13 protein-coding genes are annotated in these 16,018 nt (G+C 66.0%); 5 read left to right on the top strand and 8 right to left on the bottom strand.

Annotated elements, in window-relative coordinates; translation table 11 throughout:
- Window positions 1-449: 449 nt before the first annotated feature.
- Window positions 450-2,426, bottom strand: coding sequence for a hypothetical protein (locus QX121_RS28960; protein ID WP_315813666.1), 1,977 nt, complete (start codon window positions 2,424-2,426; stop codon window positions 450-452).
- Window positions 2,427-2,666: 240 nt separating this feature from the next.
- Between QX121_RS28960 and QX121_RS28965 the strand changes: the two genes are divergently transcribed.
- Complete coding sequence (locus tag QX121_RS28965; protein WP_315755711.1) at window positions 2,667-4,979, top strand: NADP-dependent malic enzyme; 2,313 nt, start codon at window positions 2,667-2,669, stop codon at window positions 4,977-4,979.
- Between the two features lie 148 nt (window positions 4,980-5,127).
- Entirely contained in the window at window positions 5,128-5,583 is a 456-nt protein-coding gene (locus QX121_RS28970; RefSeq protein ID WP_315774570.1) for a DoxX family protein, read from the top strand.
- A 9-nt stretch (window positions 5,584-5,592) separates the two neighbouring features.
- Here the strand turns inward: QX121_RS28970 and QX121_RS28975 are convergent, their stop codons facing one another.
- The 4 genes from QX121_RS28975 to QX121_RS28990 all read right to left on the bottom strand — a co-directional run bounded on the left by QX121_RS28975 (window position 5,593) and on the right by QX121_RS28990 (window position 9,815).
- On the bottom strand, window positions 5,593-6,153 hold the full coding sequence (locus QX121_RS28975; RefSeq protein WP_315813667.1) for a dihydrofolate reductase: 561 nt from the start codon (window positions 6,151-6,153) through the stop codon (window positions 5,593-5,595).
- A gap of 19 nt (window positions 6,154-6,172) precedes the next feature.
- Window positions 6,173-7,135 (bottom strand): polysaccharide deacetylase family protein, encoded by a 963-nt coding sequence (locus QX121_RS28980; RefSeq protein ID WP_315813668.1) that lies wholly within the window; start codon window positions 7,133-7,135, stop codon window positions 6,173-6,175.
- A gap of 161 nt (window positions 7,136-7,296) precedes the next feature.
- Window positions 7,297-7,872 (bottom strand): glutathione peroxidase, encoded by a 576-nt coding sequence (locus tag QX121_RS28985; protein WP_315813669.1) that lies wholly within the window; start codon window positions 7,870-7,872, stop codon window positions 7,297-7,299.
- A gap of 155 nt (window positions 7,873-8,027) precedes the next feature.
- Window positions 8,028-9,815 carry a L,D-transpeptidase gene (locus QX121_RS28990; RefSeq protein ID WP_315813670.1) on the bottom strand — a complete coding sequence of 596 codons (1,788 nt, stop codon included), beginning with the start codon at window positions 9,813-9,815 and terminating at the stop codon, window positions 8,028-8,030.
- Window positions 9,816-10,041: 226 nt separating this feature from the next.
- Here QX121_RS28990 and QX121_RS28995 point away from each other — a divergent pair, with 226 nt between their 5' ends.
- Entirely contained in the window at window positions 10,042-10,593 is a 552-nt protein-coding gene (locus QX121_RS28995; protein ID WP_315741115.1) for a CreA family protein, read from the top strand.
- Here QX121_RS28995 and QX121_RS29000 read toward each other — a convergent pair.
- Window positions 10,583-10,792, bottom strand: coding sequence for a hypothetical protein (locus QX121_RS29000; RefSeq protein WP_315741116.1), 210 nt, complete (start codon window positions 10,790-10,792; stop codon window positions 10,583-10,585). The genes QX121_RS28995 and QX121_RS29000 overlap by 11 nt on opposite strands.
- Before the next feature lie 376 nt (window positions 10,793-11,168).
- Here QX121_RS29000 and QX121_RS29005 point away from each other — a divergent pair, with 376 nt between their 5' ends.
- A complete protein-coding gene (locus QX121_RS29005) occupies window positions 11,169-11,561 on the top strand; it encodes a hypothetical protein (RefSeq protein ID WP_409999382.1) in 393 nt (130 codons plus the stop codon).
- A gap of 53 nt (window positions 11,562-11,614) precedes the next feature.
- Here the strand turns inward: QX121_RS29005 and QX121_RS29010 are convergent, their stop codons facing one another.
- Together QX121_RS29010 and QX121_RS29015 are read right to left on the bottom strand one after the other, a co-directional pair.
- Window positions 11,615-12,418: a hypothetical protein gene (locus QX121_RS29010; protein ID WP_315813671.1), complete on the bottom strand. Its 804-nt coding sequence runs from the start codon at window positions 12,416-12,418 to the stop codon at window positions 11,615-11,617.
- A gap of 10 nt (window positions 12,419-12,428) precedes the next feature.
- The gene (locus tag QX121_RS29015) at window positions 12,429-14,150 is read right to left on the bottom strand and encodes a type I secretion system permease/ATPase (RefSeq protein ID WP_315813672.1); all 1,722 of its coding nucleotides are present in this window, start codon (window positions 14,148-14,150) and stop codon (window positions 12,429-12,431) included.
- Between the two features lie 126 nt (window positions 14,151-14,276).
- On the opposite strand from QX121_RS29015, the gene QX121_RS29020 reads away from it, so the two are divergent.
- Entirely contained in the window at window positions 14,277-16,013 is a 1,737-nt protein-coding gene (locus QX121_RS29020; RefSeq protein WP_315813673.1) for an adenylate/guanylate cyclase domain-containing protein, read from the top strand.
- Window positions 16,014-16,018 lie beyond the last annotated feature (5 nt).

Raw genomic sequence — 16,018 nt, forward strand, 5'->3', positions numbered from 1 at the left:
GGTGGTGTGGGAGGGGTGGAGTCGCGAGACTCCCCCCTATCCCGATAGGCCTTCACCCGGCATTCCCTGCGCCCTCTTCGAATGGCAGAGGGCCGAACGACCGGACGAACTCGGGCGGAGAACGCCGCGAGATCGTGGAGGCGCGGGTTGAGTTCATGCGCATGAATCGGCGACATGGTGAGAGCGGACGTTATGGGTCCCGCGCGGTCCTCACCGTCGGCGCCGATGTCAGCCCATGCGGAATCCCTCCGTCGTCGTTCCGGGGCGCGCGCAGCGCGAGCCCGGAATCCATACTCCCGAACAGTAGTTGGTGAAGAATGTCGTGCGTTCAGGCGTCTCGATCCTCGCGCAGAGTCGGGACTATGGACTCCGAGCTCGCGCTGCGCGTGCCCCGGAATGACGGAGGAGAGAGGCGGGTACTCGCTCCTCCTTCCACGTCACGGCTCAAGTTACGGCGCGGTCTGCGCCTCGATCTTGAACTGCGCCAGCGCGCTCGGCGGGTCGATGGCGATGAGCTGGGCGAGCTGCAGGGCCGGGACCTTGGCGCGCGGCGAGAGCTTCAGCGTGAAGGTCTGGTGCGGCCGCTCGACGAAGCGGCTGATCGCATCGACGGCACCGGCGACATCGACGTTGTCGGCCGCGACCTGCGCGCCGATTGCCTTGATGCTGTCGACCAGCGCCTTGCGCGCGGCGTCCCGCGTGATCGAATGACCGCGCGCATAATTGGCGACGAGCACGTCGACCGCGCCGAGATCGCGCAGGGTCAATTCCAGCCCGCTGGCCTCGATCTGCGCCGCGGCCGTCGTCGCCTGCTGCAGGTCGATGGTGAACACGTCGCGCGGCACCTGCGACAGCGACATGCTGGCCGAGGCTGCGATGAGGTTGCTGACCTCGAGCTTGAACGGTTGAAGCGCGAAGGCGCCCGAGCTCTCGGTCCAGCCGAGGCCGAGATCGGCGTCGAAGGCGGCGGTGTCGATGCCGGCGACCAGCAGCGGCAGCAAGGCCGGATTGGACGTATCGAGCGGTCCGGCCATCTTGGCGACCAGGTGTGCCTGGGTCGGGATGGGACCGACGAACTGGCCCCAGTCGAGGCTGAAATTGTCGATCTGGACCGGCTTGGTGCTCGCCTTGTAGGACGTCGTCAGCGCCTTCAGCTCGATGCCGCCGATCAGCTTGAACAGCGCCAGGGCTTCGGCCGGACCTGGCTTGGCTCCCGGTACGGCGAATTTGGCGGTGTGGCGCAGCAGGCCGCCCATGTCGAAGCGCTTCACGGCGAAGCGGCCGAGCTTGACCGGTCCGTTCGGGGTCCGGCCGTCGAAGCCCTCGAACGCGACGTCGCCCTTGCCGTCGTCGAGGTCGAACCGCGTCAACGCGACCTTGACCGGGCCGTCGGGAGTCTCGACCGCGAGGCCTTTGACCTCGACGTTCTTGAACAGGACGCCGTCATAGATGCTGGCCACCTTGTCGATGAGGTCCGGCGTCATGGCGCTCGTTCGCGGCGAGGTCGGCGTCAGGGCGGCGACCAGCGCCGGCAGTTGGATGCGCGACGGCCGCACGCCGAACTGGTCCATCGTGAGGCTGTCGATGTGCATGCGCATGCCGAGATCGGACGTGATCTCGTAGAGGCCTGCCCCGGCGACGCCGCTCAGGCGGACGACACGATCGTCGGTGGCGGACTCGGGCGCGAGCAGAGCGACGATGGCGTTGACGTCGATGTCCTTGGTCACGACGTCGAGCATGCGGCCGCGCACCGTCTCGACCTTGCCGTTCGGCGGTTGCGCCGCGGTGCTGAAGGTGACCTCCTGGATCTTGTAGTTGCCGATGCGGCCGCCCTTGATGTCGTCCACCACCAGCCCGGAATAGCCGAACTCGGTCGGCCCGACCGAGGGGCCGCCTTCCATCGTGCCGGTGACCCGCGGCACCGTGGCCGAGGTGGCGCTGATGGTGGCGAGCTGTTGGGTGAGCGCGTGGGAGGTCTCGAGCATGCCGGCGCCGGCCGGGAGCGCGGCGAACCGCGCCGGGCCGGCATAATCCTTCACCAGCAGTTGCGGCAGCTTGTAGCTCAGCCGGAGCGGCGACGGGCCGGGGATCTGGCCGGCCATGGCGATGTCGCTTATCTCGATGCTGGCGGCCGTGACATGCTCGGAATCAGGCTGGCTCAGCCCGGTCGCGGTGATGGTGCCGAGCGTGACGCTGGCCGGCGGCTGGGCGGCCGATTCGAGCTTGACGTCGGCGATGGTCAACTTGCGGCTCCACAGGTCGAAGGCGACCTTGCCATGGGTGGCCGTGGCGCCGCTCTGCCGGATCTGGGCAAAGCTGGCCTCGACCTCGCGCTCGGCGCGGCTCTGGGCGTACCAGGGCAAGCCGACGAAGCCGGCGACGGCCAGCGCGGCAGCCGTGAGAATTCCGATCAGGATACGGGTCATTTGATGTGCTCCGCCCAAGGCTTAGGCAGCAAGTGATGATGGTCTCAATGAAATCGATGGAGTAGGGATGTGCTTCTGCGAACTGGGGAATCGCTGGCCCGGGATGCCGGCGAACATGGTTTCGGATGTTGCATGAAAGCCGCCCAACGTGCATCACATGCACTTCCACCGGCCGGAAAAACCGACGTCTGACCGAGACTCAAGAGACCAAAAATCCGGGTCGGAAACGCTGGAGCACGTATGTCGTCGTCCTATTCTGAAGATCTTCGTTCCGCAGCCCTGGCCTATCACCGGCTGCCACGGCCGGGCAAGCTGGAGATCCAGGCTACCAAGCCGCTCGCCAACCAGCGCGACCTGGCGCTGGCCTATTCGCCGGGCGTTGCCGCCGCCTGCACCGAGATCGCCAACAGCCCGGCCGAGGCCGCCACGCTGACTGCGCGCGCCAACCTGGTCGCCGTCGTCTCCAACGGTACCGCCGTGCTCGGCCTCGGCAATATTGGCCCGCTGGCGTCCAAGCCGGTGATGGAGGGCAAGGCGGTCCTGTTCAAGAAATTCGCCGGCATCGACGTGTTCGACATCGAGATCGCGGCCGACACGATTGATCGGGTGGTCGAGACGGTCGCGGCACTGGAGCCGACCTTCGGCGGCATCAACCTCGAGGACATCAAGGGACCGGAGTGCTTCGAGATCGAGGCGCGGCTCAAGGAGCGCATGAAGATCCCGGTCTTCCATGACGACCAGCACGGCACCGCGATCATCGTCGGCGCCGCGATCAAGAATGCGCTGTCGCTGGCCGGCAAGCAGCTCTCCGAGGTCAAGATCGTGACGTCGGGCGCCGGCGCCGCCGCGATCGCCTGCCTCAATCTGCTGGTCTCGATGGGTGCGCAGCGCAAGAACATCTGGGTCTGCGACATCGACGGCGTCGTCCATGAGGGCCGCAACACGCTGATGGACCCGTGGAAAGCGGTCTATGCGCAGAAGACCGACAAGCGGACCTTGGCCGAGGTGATCGGCGGCGCCGACATCTTCCTCGGGCTGTCCGCCGGCGGCGTGCTGAAGCCGGAGCTGCTCAAGCAGATGGCCGAGAAACCGCTGATCATGGCGCTGGCCAATCCCAACCCGGAGATCATGCCGGAGGAGGCGCGCGCGGCGCGGCCGGACGCGATGATCTGCACCGGGCGCTCGGACTTCCCGAACCAAGTCAACAACGTTCTCTGCTTCCCGTTCATCTTCCGCGGCGCGCTCGACGTCGGCGCCACCGCCATCAACGAGGCGATGAAGCAGGCGGCGGTCGACGCGATCGCGCAGCTTGCCCAGGACCCGCCGTCGGACGCGGTCAGCCGCGGCTTCGACACCGGCGAGACGCAGGGTTTTGGTCCGGGTTCGCTGATCCCCTCGCCATTCGATCCGCGCCTGATCCTGCGCATTGCGCCGGCGGTGGCGAAGGCGGCGATGGAGTCCGGAGTCGCGACGCGGCCGATCACCAATTTCGACGAGTACACCGCGCTGCTGGAACGTTTTGCGTTCCGCTCCGGCCTGGTCATGAAGCCGGTGTTCGCCAAGGCGAAGACGCAGCCGGTCCGCGTGATCTATGCCGAGGGCGAGGACGAGCGTGTGCTGCGCGCCACCCAGGTCGTGCTGGAGGAGAAGCTGGCGCGGCCGATCCTGGTCGGCCGTCCCAGCGTGGTCGAGGCCCGCATCAAGCGCTTCGGCCTGTCGATCAAGGCCGGGCGTGATTTCGACCTGATCAACCCCGAGGACGATCCGCGCTACCGCTCCTATGTGCAGAGCTACATCGAGATCGCGGGACGGCGCGGCGTGACGCCGGATGCGGCGCGCACGGTGGTGCGTACCAACGCCACGGTCATCGCGGCGCTCGCGGTCGTCAGGGGCGAGGCGGATGCGATGATCTGCGGCGTCGAGGGGCGCTACATGAGCCATCTGCGCCACGTCCGTGAGATCATCGGCTTCATGCCGGGGGTCAGCGACTACGCGGCGCTGGCGCTCACCATCACCAGCAAGGGCGCCTATTTCATCGGCGATACCCAGGTGCGGCCGGATCCCACGGCCGAAGAGCTCGCCGAGATGGCGTCGCTCGCGGCCAACCACGTCACGCGATTCAACATCAAGCCGAAGATTGCCTTCGTCTCGCATTCCGATTTCGGTGGCTACGACACCGAGTCCTCGCGCAAGATGCGGCAGGCGACGGCATTGCTGAAGCAGCATCGTCCCGACCTCGAGGCCGACGGCGAGATGCAGGGCGACACCGCGCTGTCGGCGACCGCGCGCAAGGCGATCCTGCCGCATTCGGATCTCGAAGGCTCGGCCAATGTCCTGATCATGCCGAATCTCGACGCCGCCAACGTCGCCTATCAGATGATCAAGGTGCTGGCGGATGCGGTCCCGGTGGGGCCGATCCTGATCGGCCCGGCGCGCCCGGCGCACATCCTGACGCCGTCGGTGACGGCGCGCGGCATTCTCAACATGACGGCGGTGGCCGCGGTCGAAGCCCAGGAACGGGCGGGGAGGGCGCAGCCGACGCTGTTTGCGTGACGTTGTTGGCGTGATCGAAGTGTGGCGGAATTCGTCCGGTTTCGGTCGTATTCCGCCCGCCTTTATTGTTGAAAAGCGTTCGCGACGTCACATATCCGGCCCGGTGGGCCGGCGACACATCGTTTGAAGTTGATCCGTGAGGGCGAGAATGCCGGGTTTCATTACATTCGGGCGCGTTCTGTTCGCCGTGATCTTCATCTACACGGGCGCGACCAAGCTGTTCGGCATTCCCGCCACCGCCGATCTCATCGCCGCCAAGGTCACGATTCCCACGATGCTCGCGCCCTATGCGGCGCAGCTCGAGGCCGCTGCCAGGATGCCGATGCCGCAGATCCTGGCGATCGCGGCCGGCGCGTTCGAGGTGCTCGCCGGCGTGATGATCGCGCTCAATTTTCTCGGGCGTTTCTTCGCGGCTCTGATGATCGTGTTCGTCGGCGCGACCATCTTCTACTTCCATGACTTCTGGAACCAGGCCCCGCCCGACAACGCCAAGACCCTGATCGACGCGCTGAAGAACCTGTCGATCATCGGCGCGCTGTTCATGATCTTCGGCTACGGCAAGGGTCCGAAGGCACCGGAGCAGAGCGCGTATGGAGACATCTAGAGGGGAGCCTCAAGCGGTGCGTTTCCAGGCGGTCACGCTGACGTCGTGGACGGGATCGAGCATCAGCTGATTGGCGGGCGTGTAGCCGTGGGCCGTCAGCACCTGCTGCGGCGAACGGTCGGGACCGATGCCGGGAAAGCACGGCGCGCCGCCGGGCAGGGAGACGTGGGGCGCGAGCGACAGGAAGAAGGTCTCGTAGCGGTCCATGAACATCTCGAACACGACGGGGCCGCCGATCACCGCCACCGTGCCAGAGCCGACGCCCGCGGCTTCACAGGCGGCTTCGAACGAGGCACCCGCCGGATTCCAAAGGGTGGAGAGCGGCTTTTCCGGATCCGGCGCCAGCCCCGCGACCTTGCCGGTCACGACGATGCGCCGGCGCTTCGGCGAATTCGGCTGGTCCTCATAGGAGTTGCGGCCGTGGACGATCAGATCGGCGCCATCGAGGGCCTGGGAAAAGAATGCGGCGTCGCCGGGAAATTTCAGGGCGGGCGGCATCGCATTGCTCGCGTCGGCCAACATCCCGTCGGCCGACACGATCACGTAACCTTCGAGACGAAGCTTGGTCACTGACGAAAGGAATCCTGTCTCATTCGGACACTGTCGTCACAACGCTCGAGACCGGCCGTTGGCTCACCGTCGGCAGCTTCGCGACCTTGCTGAGCTGCTCGTCATATTGCGGCAGCGACTGCACCGGCGCCTTGGCGCGCATCGCGACCACCTTGTAGCCGCCGGCCTTCAGGCGGCGCAGCAGCTCGGGCAGGGCCTCGGCGGTGTGCTTGTGGAAGTCGTGCATCAGGATGATGCCCTTGCCGAGCTTGTCGAGCTTCTTGAAGGTGACGTCGATCACCGCCTGCGCATTGCGCGCCTTGAAGTCGAACGAGTCGAGATCGCAGGAGAAGATGCCGATGTTGCGGGTGCCGAGATAGGTCACGATCTCCGGCGGATGCTGCAATGCCGGGAAGCGGAAGAACGGCGCCGGCGAATTGCCGCCGAGCGCCCATTTCACGGCGCTGATGCCGAGCTCGATCTCTTCCTTGCGTTGATCCTCGGTCAGCTTCTTGTTGGTCAGCGCCGCGTGCGACCAGGTGTGCGTGCCGACCGTGTGGCCGGCATTGTAGACCTGCTTCAGGATCTCCGGATAATAGGTCGCATGCTTGCCGATGATGAAGAAGATGCCGGTGGTGCACTGGTCGGCAAGCGCCTTGAGCACGCTGGGCGTGTTCTCCGGCCATGGGCCGTCGTCGAACGTCAGGACCACTTCATGATCCTTGAGGAAGTCGAGGTCCTTGAAGTGCTCGAAGCCGAATCCCGGACCGCCCGTCGTGTCGATCTCGACGGTGCGGCCGACGCCGAGCGCATCGGGGTTCATGCAGGGTGCGCGCGGCGGCTGCGTCTGGGCGGCCACGGCGGGAACAGGGGCCGGTGCGGGACCAGCAGCAGCCGGGGTCGGCGCCGCCGCCGTGCGCTGCGCCTGCGACCAGGCCGCGCCAGACGTCAACAGCGAAGCCGCCAAAGAACTCGCGAACACCAATCCTGCTGCAATCCGCATCGTGTTTCCTCGGGGTTGTTGCAACGGGAGCGCCAGCGTCGAGAGTCGCTCCGTCATCCGGTTGGGGATACTAGCCCAGCTGCCGGATGGGCGCCAAAAGGAAACGAGGCAAAAACACGGGGGAAGTTGCCGGCTTCCGCCGCATTCCTGCCGAGTGTTGCTCAGCCGTCCGCCAGCAGCCGGGCGACCGCGGTCTTGACCCGCGTATCCGTCGGCTCGACCGAGGAGGCGAACACGTCGGTGATGTAGCCGTCACGGCCGATCAGATATTTGTGAAAGTTCCAGCGCGGCGTCTCCTTGGGCCGCGCCTCGGCGGCCCAGCGGTAGAATGGGTGGGCGTTGGAACCGGTGACCACCGCTTTTGCGGTCATCGGGAAGGTGACGCCGTACTCCTTGTTGGCCAGCTCGGCGATGTCGCCCGCGATGCCGGGCTCCTGGTTGAAGTCGTTGGAGGGGACTGCGATGATCGCTAGCCCGCGCTGATGGAACTCGCTCCACAGCTTCTGGAGGCCGGTGTATTGCGGGGTATAGCCGCACTGGGAGGCCGTGTTGACCACCAGCACCGGCTTGCCCGCGAAATCGGCGAGCCGGATCGGCTCACCGGCCAGCGCGGGGAAGGAGAAGCGATAGGCGGTCATCTTGCTCACCGCATTGTCGGCATGAGCAGCCTGCGACGTGAGCGTCGCGCCCGACAACGAGGCGCCGATGCCGAGAACAACCATCCTGCGATCGATCATTGTGAATCTCCCTGAGCAGAGCCAGCCCCGTCAGCATGAATGTGCCCGCGCTCGACCGGCCGCTGCTTGAACGGCCGCGACGTGGCGCTGGATCAGACTGCGTTCCGGCACGGGATACCCCTGCCGTGGGGCGGAAAGAGGGACGTCGTCGGTCGTCAGCGCAGCGAAAGGATGAACTCCGTGCCCTCGCCGGTTTCGCCCTGGTTGATGCCTTGATCGGAGACGATCAGCGAACTTCCAGTCGACAGGGCTTCGCCGAGCCACGCCATGACGTCGGCGGGAATGGTGATGCGATCGAGCGCCTCGGCTGCGCTGCTCAGCGGAACGACCTGTTTCAGCTCGGCATCGGCGCCCGCGGACCTCTTACCGCGCCGGGCCGCCTTGGCCGCGACATCGGTCGCCGCGGCGCTCCGCGCCGAGGAGGGCAGCGAGACGACCGACCAGCGCATCGTCGCCGGATCGGCCTTGTCAGCCGTCGCGGTGAACACGTGGGTGCCGAGCGGCTTGTCGCCCGGTGCGATGGTGACGGGGGTGTTGAACACCGGAGCGAAGTTCTGCCGCACGTACAGCTTCGAATCCTTGCGGCTGATGAAGATCGCGATCTGGCTGTTGCGCTTCAACTCGGGCTTGGGCGCAATCGGCTTGTCCGGTGCGGCAACACGCGACTGATCCTTGGCGAGATCGTTGGGGTCGACTGGCTTCGCCGGTGCCTCTGCCGCCGGTGTGGGCGGCGGCGCAGGCTGGTCCGCGATCGCGGCGTCGGCAGGCTTGGACTCAGCCGACTTGGAATCAGCAGGCTTGAGCTCGGTTGAACCGGTGGCTTCGGCATTCGCCGACGCCGCAGCCGGCCTCTCGATAGCCGGAGCGGCCACCTGCGCAGCAGTCGTGGGCTGCCTCGCCGGAGCTACTTCGCTGGGGGCAGACTTGGCCTCGTCCTGCTCCTCGATCCTGACCCCGGCCGGGGCGCCTGGCTTGGCCTCTGCGTCGGCGGTCGCGTGCTCAATCATGGTCTCGGCGACACTGGGCTTCAGATCGGCAGCATCGCTCCGAACCTCCGCCGCGGGTGAACGCGGTGGTTCGGCGCTTGGCGAAGCGTCCGAGATCTTCGGTGGCAGCCCATTGGCGTTGGTGGCATCGGCGGTCCGCACCTGGCCCGACGCGGTTGGCGATCCTTCGAAGCGGGGGCTCTCGGCATGACCGATCGTGGCGCGCAGATCCGTCGTCGCGACTGTGATCGCGGTGGTGATGGCGGTGCCCTTGTCCGACTTGATCGCTGCGGGCGCAGTCGCATTGGGTTGCACCGATGCGCTCGGCTGCGGCGCCTTCAGTGCAGCGAGCATCGGATGCGAGAAACTCGCAGGAGCCACCTCGCTCGGCGTGACCAGGACCCGGGATCCCATCCGCGTCCAGCCATAGATGCGGGTTGCAAAGCTTGCCGGCATGCGGATGCAGCCATGCGACGCCGGGTAGCCCGGCAGCACGCCCGCGTGGAGCGCGACGCCGGACCAGGTGATGCGCTGCATGAACGGCATCGGGGCGCCGCTGTAGATGTTGGAGCGATGGTATCTCTGCTTCTGAATGACGCTGAACACGCCCATCGGCGTGGAATGCCCCTTCATGCCGGTCGAGACGGGTGCCTCCGCGAACAGGCCGTTTGCGTCGTAGACCTTCAGCTGCTGCTTGTTGATCGACACCGCGATCGTGAGCGGCGCTTGCGGCTTGGCAGCCTCCTTCTCGGTCTTGGTCAGCGTCTCAAGGTGGCGCGCCTTGGGCTTGCGCGGAGCGGCCGGGCGTACGGTCGGAGCAATGGTGATGGGCTGCGCGTCGTTCCAGTAGTAATAAGACGCTGCGCCAGCCTGTGAGGTCACTGCTATGGCAAGCGGGACTGAAACGATTGCTGCACAATAGAACCGCCCCCTGGCGGCTGCACGAACGCAGAGCATTCCGGCAAATCCTCAAGAACCATCTGGTCTTTAGTGTCGCAGACGGAGTCTGCGTTCACCAGCTTGGGCTTCTGCCCTGCGTGATTTCGTTCCAATCGTAGCAGAAAAGCCTCACATCCCGTTAAACGGGGTAGTGGAAGGTCAGGGGCTGGAGCGCCTTCCTTGCAGGCATTTGTGTCCCTACATGGGCGGTATGCCGAGCATCGGCGGTATAACGGAGACCGACATGTCGTTCAGAGCCACCAAACGGTTTGATCTGTGGCTGAAAACCCTCGTTTGCCTACTGCTTATCGGATTGTCCTCGCCTGTGATCTCAGCATACGCCGCAGACGAGCCGGATCTGATCTTCCGTCGGTCGACCGTGTTCAAACTGCTCAGCCCGAATGACAAGCTCGCGACCTATGGCGTTGATGATCCAGAGGTAGAGGGCGTCGCCTGCCACTTCACGGTGCCGCAGAAGGGCGGCTATGCCGGTTGGCTGGGCCTGGCCGAGGAAGTCTCCGACATCTCGCTCGCATGCCGGCAGATCGGCCCGATCAGGTTCAAACGCAAGCTCGAACAGGCCGACGACATGTTCCGGCAGCGACGGTCGCTGTTCTTCAAGAAGATGCAGATCGTTCGCGGCTGCGACGCCAAGCGCAACGTGCTCGTCTACATGGTTTACTCAGACAGGCTGATCGAGGGATCGCCGAAGAACTCGACCTCCTCCGTTCCGGTCATGCCTTGGGGCAAAGCCGACGACGGCGTGGTCCAGAAGTGCGGCGATTTCATTCAATAAGGGACCTGCCAAGAGACGATCGGCTGCCGAAAGCCTTGCCGGGCAATTTGTGCTTGGCAGGATCGTGGCAGCCGATCAGCCGCACCAGGCTCTGTGGCGTCGAGCCGGCGTAGCTCTCGGTTCGCTGCTGCGCCATCGGTGCAGCCAGGGAGCTGCGGCGTGATACCTTCGGTTTGGGTGTGTGCGAGCGCTTGTCCATGGTGACCCTGAGGGAGCAACGTCGTCTCCCAACGCGCCGCGCGCTGCTGGGTTGCCGTGGTGAGCTGGGAGGTTCTCCCTGCCGGCCACAGTTAACGTAAGGTCGTTAAGAAGCTCGCCATCGGCAGAAATGGCGGCTGCCCCGGAGGGCGCTGGCTCGCCCAAGGCAAGTGAAACATTCTTCTGCTTGGGGTTTTAGATCACTCTCGTTTTGATTGTATTTTGTGTCGTCGGGTCGGTCGCGATGAAACGAAGCGGCGGGGCCATGAAACCATTTTGGGCCTGTGCCGCAGGCCGCTTGAAACGTGAAGCGGATATGAAACCAATGCTGGCGTCAGCGACATGCGAATCGTGTCGTCCGGGCCCGCGTGGATGACATGACGAAAAACGAATACCAGCGGTCCACCATGCGTTTTCGACTGGGTGCTGCGGCGCTTGCCGTGCTGTCGTGCCTCTTCTGGTCCTCCGTCGAGGCGCGGATAACGACCCGATTGCCCGATCTGCGCAGCGAGTTCGTACGGCAATGTGCGCCTCATATGCTTGACCGGTGGGCGCATCCTGAAGCTGTCTGCTCCTGCCTGCATGATCATGCGGCCGCGATGGTGGAGGATGCCGACTTGCGAGAGGCGCTGCTGCGCGGCATCAGTGAGACCGGCGTGCCGACCATCGAGACCGATTGGGTGCCCGCGCCGAAGCAGGCCGAGATCGGTCCTACGTTCACCAAGATCGCGAAGCCTGCCCTGCAGTGCATGTTCGATCCGGCCAGCTGATCAGCCGCCGGACCTGACGTCGATCGGCGTCCATCGTCCGGCGGTGCTGGTTGTCAGTCCAGGCCATACTGCGACATCAATGACTGCACCTCCGGCCGGCGCATGATGCGCGAGATCCGCGTGCTGATGGCGTCGTCGTCGCTGTGCCTCGACGATCTCGCACTCGGCTTGGGAGCAGGGCGGGCCGCTGACGCATCGGCACTCGTCGGCTGATGCCGCGCAAGTGCAGTCTTTTCGGCGGATGGCAAGGTCGTCGCTTTCGTCCGCGTCGTCTGCGTGGGCGCCGCGGCCGTCAGACCGGGCTGGGTCGGCGCGGCAGCAGGAGCGACTGCGGGGACGATGGCCGGTGAAGCTGCGGTCGTGGCGGGCGGCGTCGCGGTCGGTGCCACAGGGCGTGTTTCAGTGGTGGCCGCCACGGGCGGAGTTGCGAGCACGGCATTCGACGCCTTGGCAGCTTCAGCAACGGGCGCGGCGGCCGTGAGCGAGTTGGTACGCGATTGCAACAAAGCCCCCTCAGGTGCCGGGACGGGCACGGCCAATGCGGTGAGCGTCGATGCTGGCGCCGAGATCGGCGTCGGCGGCTCGATTACCGGAAGCGGGGCTGCGATGGAAGCACCGCCCGAGGCGGCGGACTCGCTGACGATCCTTTCACTGCTGTCCGGCGCCGGCTGCTTGATGTCGCCGGGGACGTTGAGAGCTTGGGTTTGCGCGTGGGCCAGCATCTGACGCGCGGTCATCGGTGTCTCCGCTGAAGCCGACATCGGCAGCAGGACGGCGGTCGCGAGCGCCAGCTGGAGTGTCCGTGCGTGCGATGTGAACTTGATCATGGCTGGCTCCTTGCGGTGTGCGATCTGCATTGGGGTCCGTTCAGGCCGCGGCGCTGGCCGTCGCCCGGTCGTGGGCGACGACGACACGCTGGCCGCGCATCTTGGCGATCACCTCGTCGCGCGGGCCGAACGCCAGCGTCTTGCCGAAGGCCATCACCATGATGCGGTCAACATGCGCCAAAAGCTGCGGCCGGTGCGTGACGACGATCACGGTTCGGCCGGCGGCCTTCGCCTGGGCCATGGCCTGCGCCAACGCCCGCTCGCCGTCCTCGTCGAGGTTCGAGTTCGGCTCGTCGAGGATCAAGAGCCGTGGATCGCCGTACAGCGCGCGGGCCAGGCCGACGCGCTGGCGCATGCCTCCGGACAACGCCACGCCGCCTTCGCCGATCGGAGTGTCGTAGCCGTTGGGCAGGCGCAGGATCACCTCATGCGCGCCGGCGGCCTTGGCGGCAGCGACGACGGCGGCCTCATCCACCTTCGCAAGCCGGGCGATGTTGTCGGCGACGGTGCCTGCGAACAGTTCGATGTCCTGTGGCAGGTAGCCGATATGCTTGCCGAGCCGGTTTGGGTCCCACTGGCTGTAGGCGGCGCCGTCGATGCGGATCACACCTTCGCGCAGCGGCCAGACGCCGGCCATGGCGCGCGCCATACTCGACTTGCCGCTGGCGGAGGCGCCGACGATCGCGAGACTCTCGCCGGCCTTGAGCGAAAAGCTGACGCCCTTGACCGAGGGACGGCCCGCCGCCGGTGGCCACACCACGGCGTTCTCGACGTCGATGTCGCCGCGTGGCGTCGGTAGTGCGGTCGGCGCAGCCGTGACCGGCAGCGCCTGGAACAGGTCCTCCAGCCTGCGATAGGCGGAGCGGAATGCGATGATGCGCTTCCACTGGCCGACGACCTGCTCGACCGGGGCCAGCGCGCGGCCCATGATGATGGAGGTCGCCATCATCGCGCCGGGCGAGATCTGCTGCTCAATCGCGAGCCACGCGCCGATGCACAGCAGCGAGGTCTGCACCGCCATACGCGCGAACTTGGTCACGGAATGCATCGCCGCGCCGCGCTCGACGAGGGTGCTGTGGGCATCGACCATCGCCGACTGACGGCAACTCCAGCGGTCCAGGACGATGTCGCCCATGCCGAGGCCGCGCACGACCTCGCCATTGCGCAGCGCCGCCGCGACGAAGCGCGAGGCCTCGTTGGCCAGCGCATTGGTGCGCTCGACGCTGGCGCGCGTGTAGAATTCGGTGAGCAGCGCCAGCGAGAACAGCACTGTCGCGCCGAGCAAAGAGAGGATGCCGAGATAGGCATGCTGCAGAAAGCACAGCGCGACGAACACCGGCGTCCACGGCAAATCGCAGGCGATGGCGGCGGTGCCGCTGGAGATGCAGTCGCGGATGGTCTCGGCGTCACGGATGATCTGCTGGCCGAAGCGATGCCGCGGCGACAGCTCCGCCTTCATCATCGTCTCGAACAGCGGGTGGCGCAGCGTGCCTTCGAACTGCACGCCGGCCCGGGCCAGCACGCCGGAGCGTGCGAATTCCAGGACGCCGTACAGCACGAGGAAAACACCGACAATGAGCGTCAGCATGACCAGCGTGCCGAGATTGCGGCTGGTGAGGACGCGGTCGTAGACCTGCATGGAATAGAGGGGCGAGGCGAGCATGCTCGCATTGATGAAGAGGCTGAGCACGAAGGTCGCGGTGAGCGCGGGAAAGCAGGCGCGGAGCGCGGTTCCCAGCGGGCTTCGGGTGGTGCTCGTCATGTCGGATCCCCTTGCGATGGTGCTGGAGAACTTCGCCTGGGGCGCCCGTCGTCGACCGTGATTGACCTCACATAGCTCGAGGCTGATCTGCCAGCGCTTGAGTTGGCCGGTTGCAGCCGCTACCGGATGGATCAGCCGTGCTCAGATTTCGCAGCTTGCCTGAATCACAGTGACCTCATGCCTGCCGTAACGTCCCAGAACATCCGGCTCGTGTCGGGCCTCGTCCTGTTTGCGTTCGCCGCGACGCATTTTCTCAACCATGCGGTGGGTCTGTTCAGCCTCGAGGCGATGGACGAGGTGCAGGAATGGCGGCTGGTCGTCACCCGATCGTGGCCGGGGATGATCGTGCTGGCGGCGGCATTGCTCGCGCATGCCGCGCTTGCGTTCGTCAAGACGGTTCAGCGCGGCACGTGGCGGCTGTCCTCGTGGGAGTTTGTTCAGATCGCCACGGGATTTGCGATCCCGCTATTGTTGCTGCCGCACGTCATCGAGACCCACATGGCTCATGCGCTGTTCGGCGTTCAGGATGGCTACCTCTATGCGCTGGCGTTGATGTGGCCCAAGGCGGCCTGGATTCAGACCGCTCTGCTGCTGCTGGTCTGGATCCACGGCTGCGTCGGCCTGCATCACTGGCTGAAATTCCGGAGCTGGTACCGCCTCGTCCAGCCGCTGCTGTTTGTCCTCGCCGTCGCGGTGCCGATGGCGGCGCTGATGGGTTTCGTGGTGTCCGGGCGTGCCGTCGCCGCGTTGCTCAGCAATCCCGGCATGGCCGAGCAGATGCGCCAGGTCACCCATTGGCCGAGCGAACTCGACGGGAGGTGGATCGCCTTGCTGCAAATTTCGGCGCAGATCGCAGTCGTCGCGCTGCTCGTTGCAGGCGTGACGATCATCGTGTTCCGCCACGTCGCGTCGCTCGCGGCGCCGAAGATCGTCATTGCCTTCACGGGTGGCGCGACGGTGCGGGCCGCGGTCGGTCCGACGCTGCTGGAGATCATCGGCAGCAACGATCTTTCGCAGCGGTCCGAGTGCGGTGGCCGTGCCCGCTGCGGTCTTTGTCGCGTCCGGGTTGATGAAGGTGCGGAGACGCTGGCACCGCCCGGCCACGCGGAGCGCGTCATGCTCGCCAACTTGGCGGCTCCGGCGAATGTGCGGCTGGCCTGCCAGATTCGCCCGGTGGCGCCGCTGACGATCACGCGTCTCCTCGGCGGCGCTCAAGCGGAGAGGGCGCCCCTCGTCGACCACCTTCCCGCCGAGCGCCGTGCGGTATGCCTGGTCCACGTCCGCGTCCGTCCGCTTACGGCCATTGCGCGCGACCGGCTGCCCTCCGACCTCGGGTTCATGATGAACGAGATCTTCGGCGCCATTGGCAGGGCGATCGAAGCCCATTCCGGGCGCATCGATCGCTTTCTCGGCAATGGCGTGCTCGCCGTCTTCGGCGAGGAGCAGGGAGCAGAACAAGGCTGCCGCGATGCGCTGCAGGCGATCGGTGCCATGGACGTGGTCATGGACCGCGTCAACGAAAAGATCGCCGCGGAGATCGGTCGGCCCGTCGAGTTGACGATTGGTGCTCACCTTGGCGACATCGTCGTCGGGCAACTGACCCTTGGACGCACGTCGCAGGTGGCTGTGCTCGGGCTCGGGACGGAGTGGCCGGCGCGTCTGGCTGAATTGGCGGAGACCAGAGGTTGGCAGCTCGCGATGTCCGGGGGCGTGGCGACTGCAGCCGGCCTTGCTGATCTGGATGGAGCGATACGTGAGAGGCTTGCCGATCCGGAGCAGGGCAGCGAGCTGGACGCCATCGGCGTGCGGCGTGCCCGCGACCTTGCTGTCGTCGCGGGCGCGCCACCGGTGCCGTCGGCCTAGGTGCT

Source organism: Bradyrhizobium sp. SZCCHNR2028 (genome assembly GCF_032380995.1).
Taxonomy (GTDB): domain Bacteria; phylum Pseudomonadota; class Alphaproteobacteria; order Rhizobiales; family Xanthobacteraceae; genus Bradyrhizobium.

Coding starts and splice junctions, on each gene's coding strand:
- QX121_RS28960 (WP_315813666.1), bottom strand. CDS start 2,426: ATGACCCGTATCCTGATCGGAATTCTCACGGCTGCCGCGCTGGCCGTC.
- QX121_RS28965 (WP_315755711.1), top strand. CDS start 2,667: ATGTCGTCGTCCTATTCTGAAGATCTTCGTTCCGCAGCCCTGGCCTAT.
- QX121_RS28970 (WP_315774570.1), top strand. CDS start 5,128: ATGCCGGGTTTCATTACATTCGGGCGCGTTCTGTTCGCCGTGATCTTC.
- QX121_RS28980 (WP_315813668.1), bottom strand. CDS start 7,135: ATGCGGATTGCAGCAGGATTGGTGTTCGCGAGTTCTTTGGCGGCTTCG.
- QX121_RS28985 (WP_315813669.1), bottom strand. CDS start 7,872: ATGATCGATCGCAGGATGGTTGTTCTCGGCATCGGCGCCTCGTTGTCG.
- QX121_RS28990 (WP_315813670.1), bottom strand. CDS start 9,815: ATGCTCTGCGTTCGTGCAGCCGCCAGGGGGCGGTTCTATTGTGCAGCA.
- QX121_RS28995 (WP_315741115.1), top strand. CDS start 10,042: ATGTCGTTCAGAGCCACCAAACGGTTTGATCTGTGGCTGAAAACCCTC.
- QX121_RS29000 (WP_315741116.1), bottom strand. CDS start 10,792: ATGGACAAGCGCTCGCACACACCCAAACCGAAGGTATCACGCCGCAGC.
- QX121_RS29005 (WP_409999382.1), top strand. CDS start 11,169: ATGACGAAAAACGAATACCAGCGGTCCACCATGCGTTTTCGACTGGGT.
- QX121_RS29010 (WP_315813671.1), bottom strand. CDS start 12,418: ATGCAGATCGCACACCGCAAGGAGCCAGCCATGATCAAGTTCACATCG.
- QX121_RS29015 (WP_315813672.1), bottom strand. CDS start 14,150: ATGACGAGCACCACCCGAAGCCCGCTGGGAACCGCGCTCCGCGCCTGC.
- QX121_RS29020 (WP_315813673.1), top strand. CDS start 14,277: ATGGATCAGCCGTGCTCAGATTTCGCAGCTTGCCTGAATCACAGTGAC.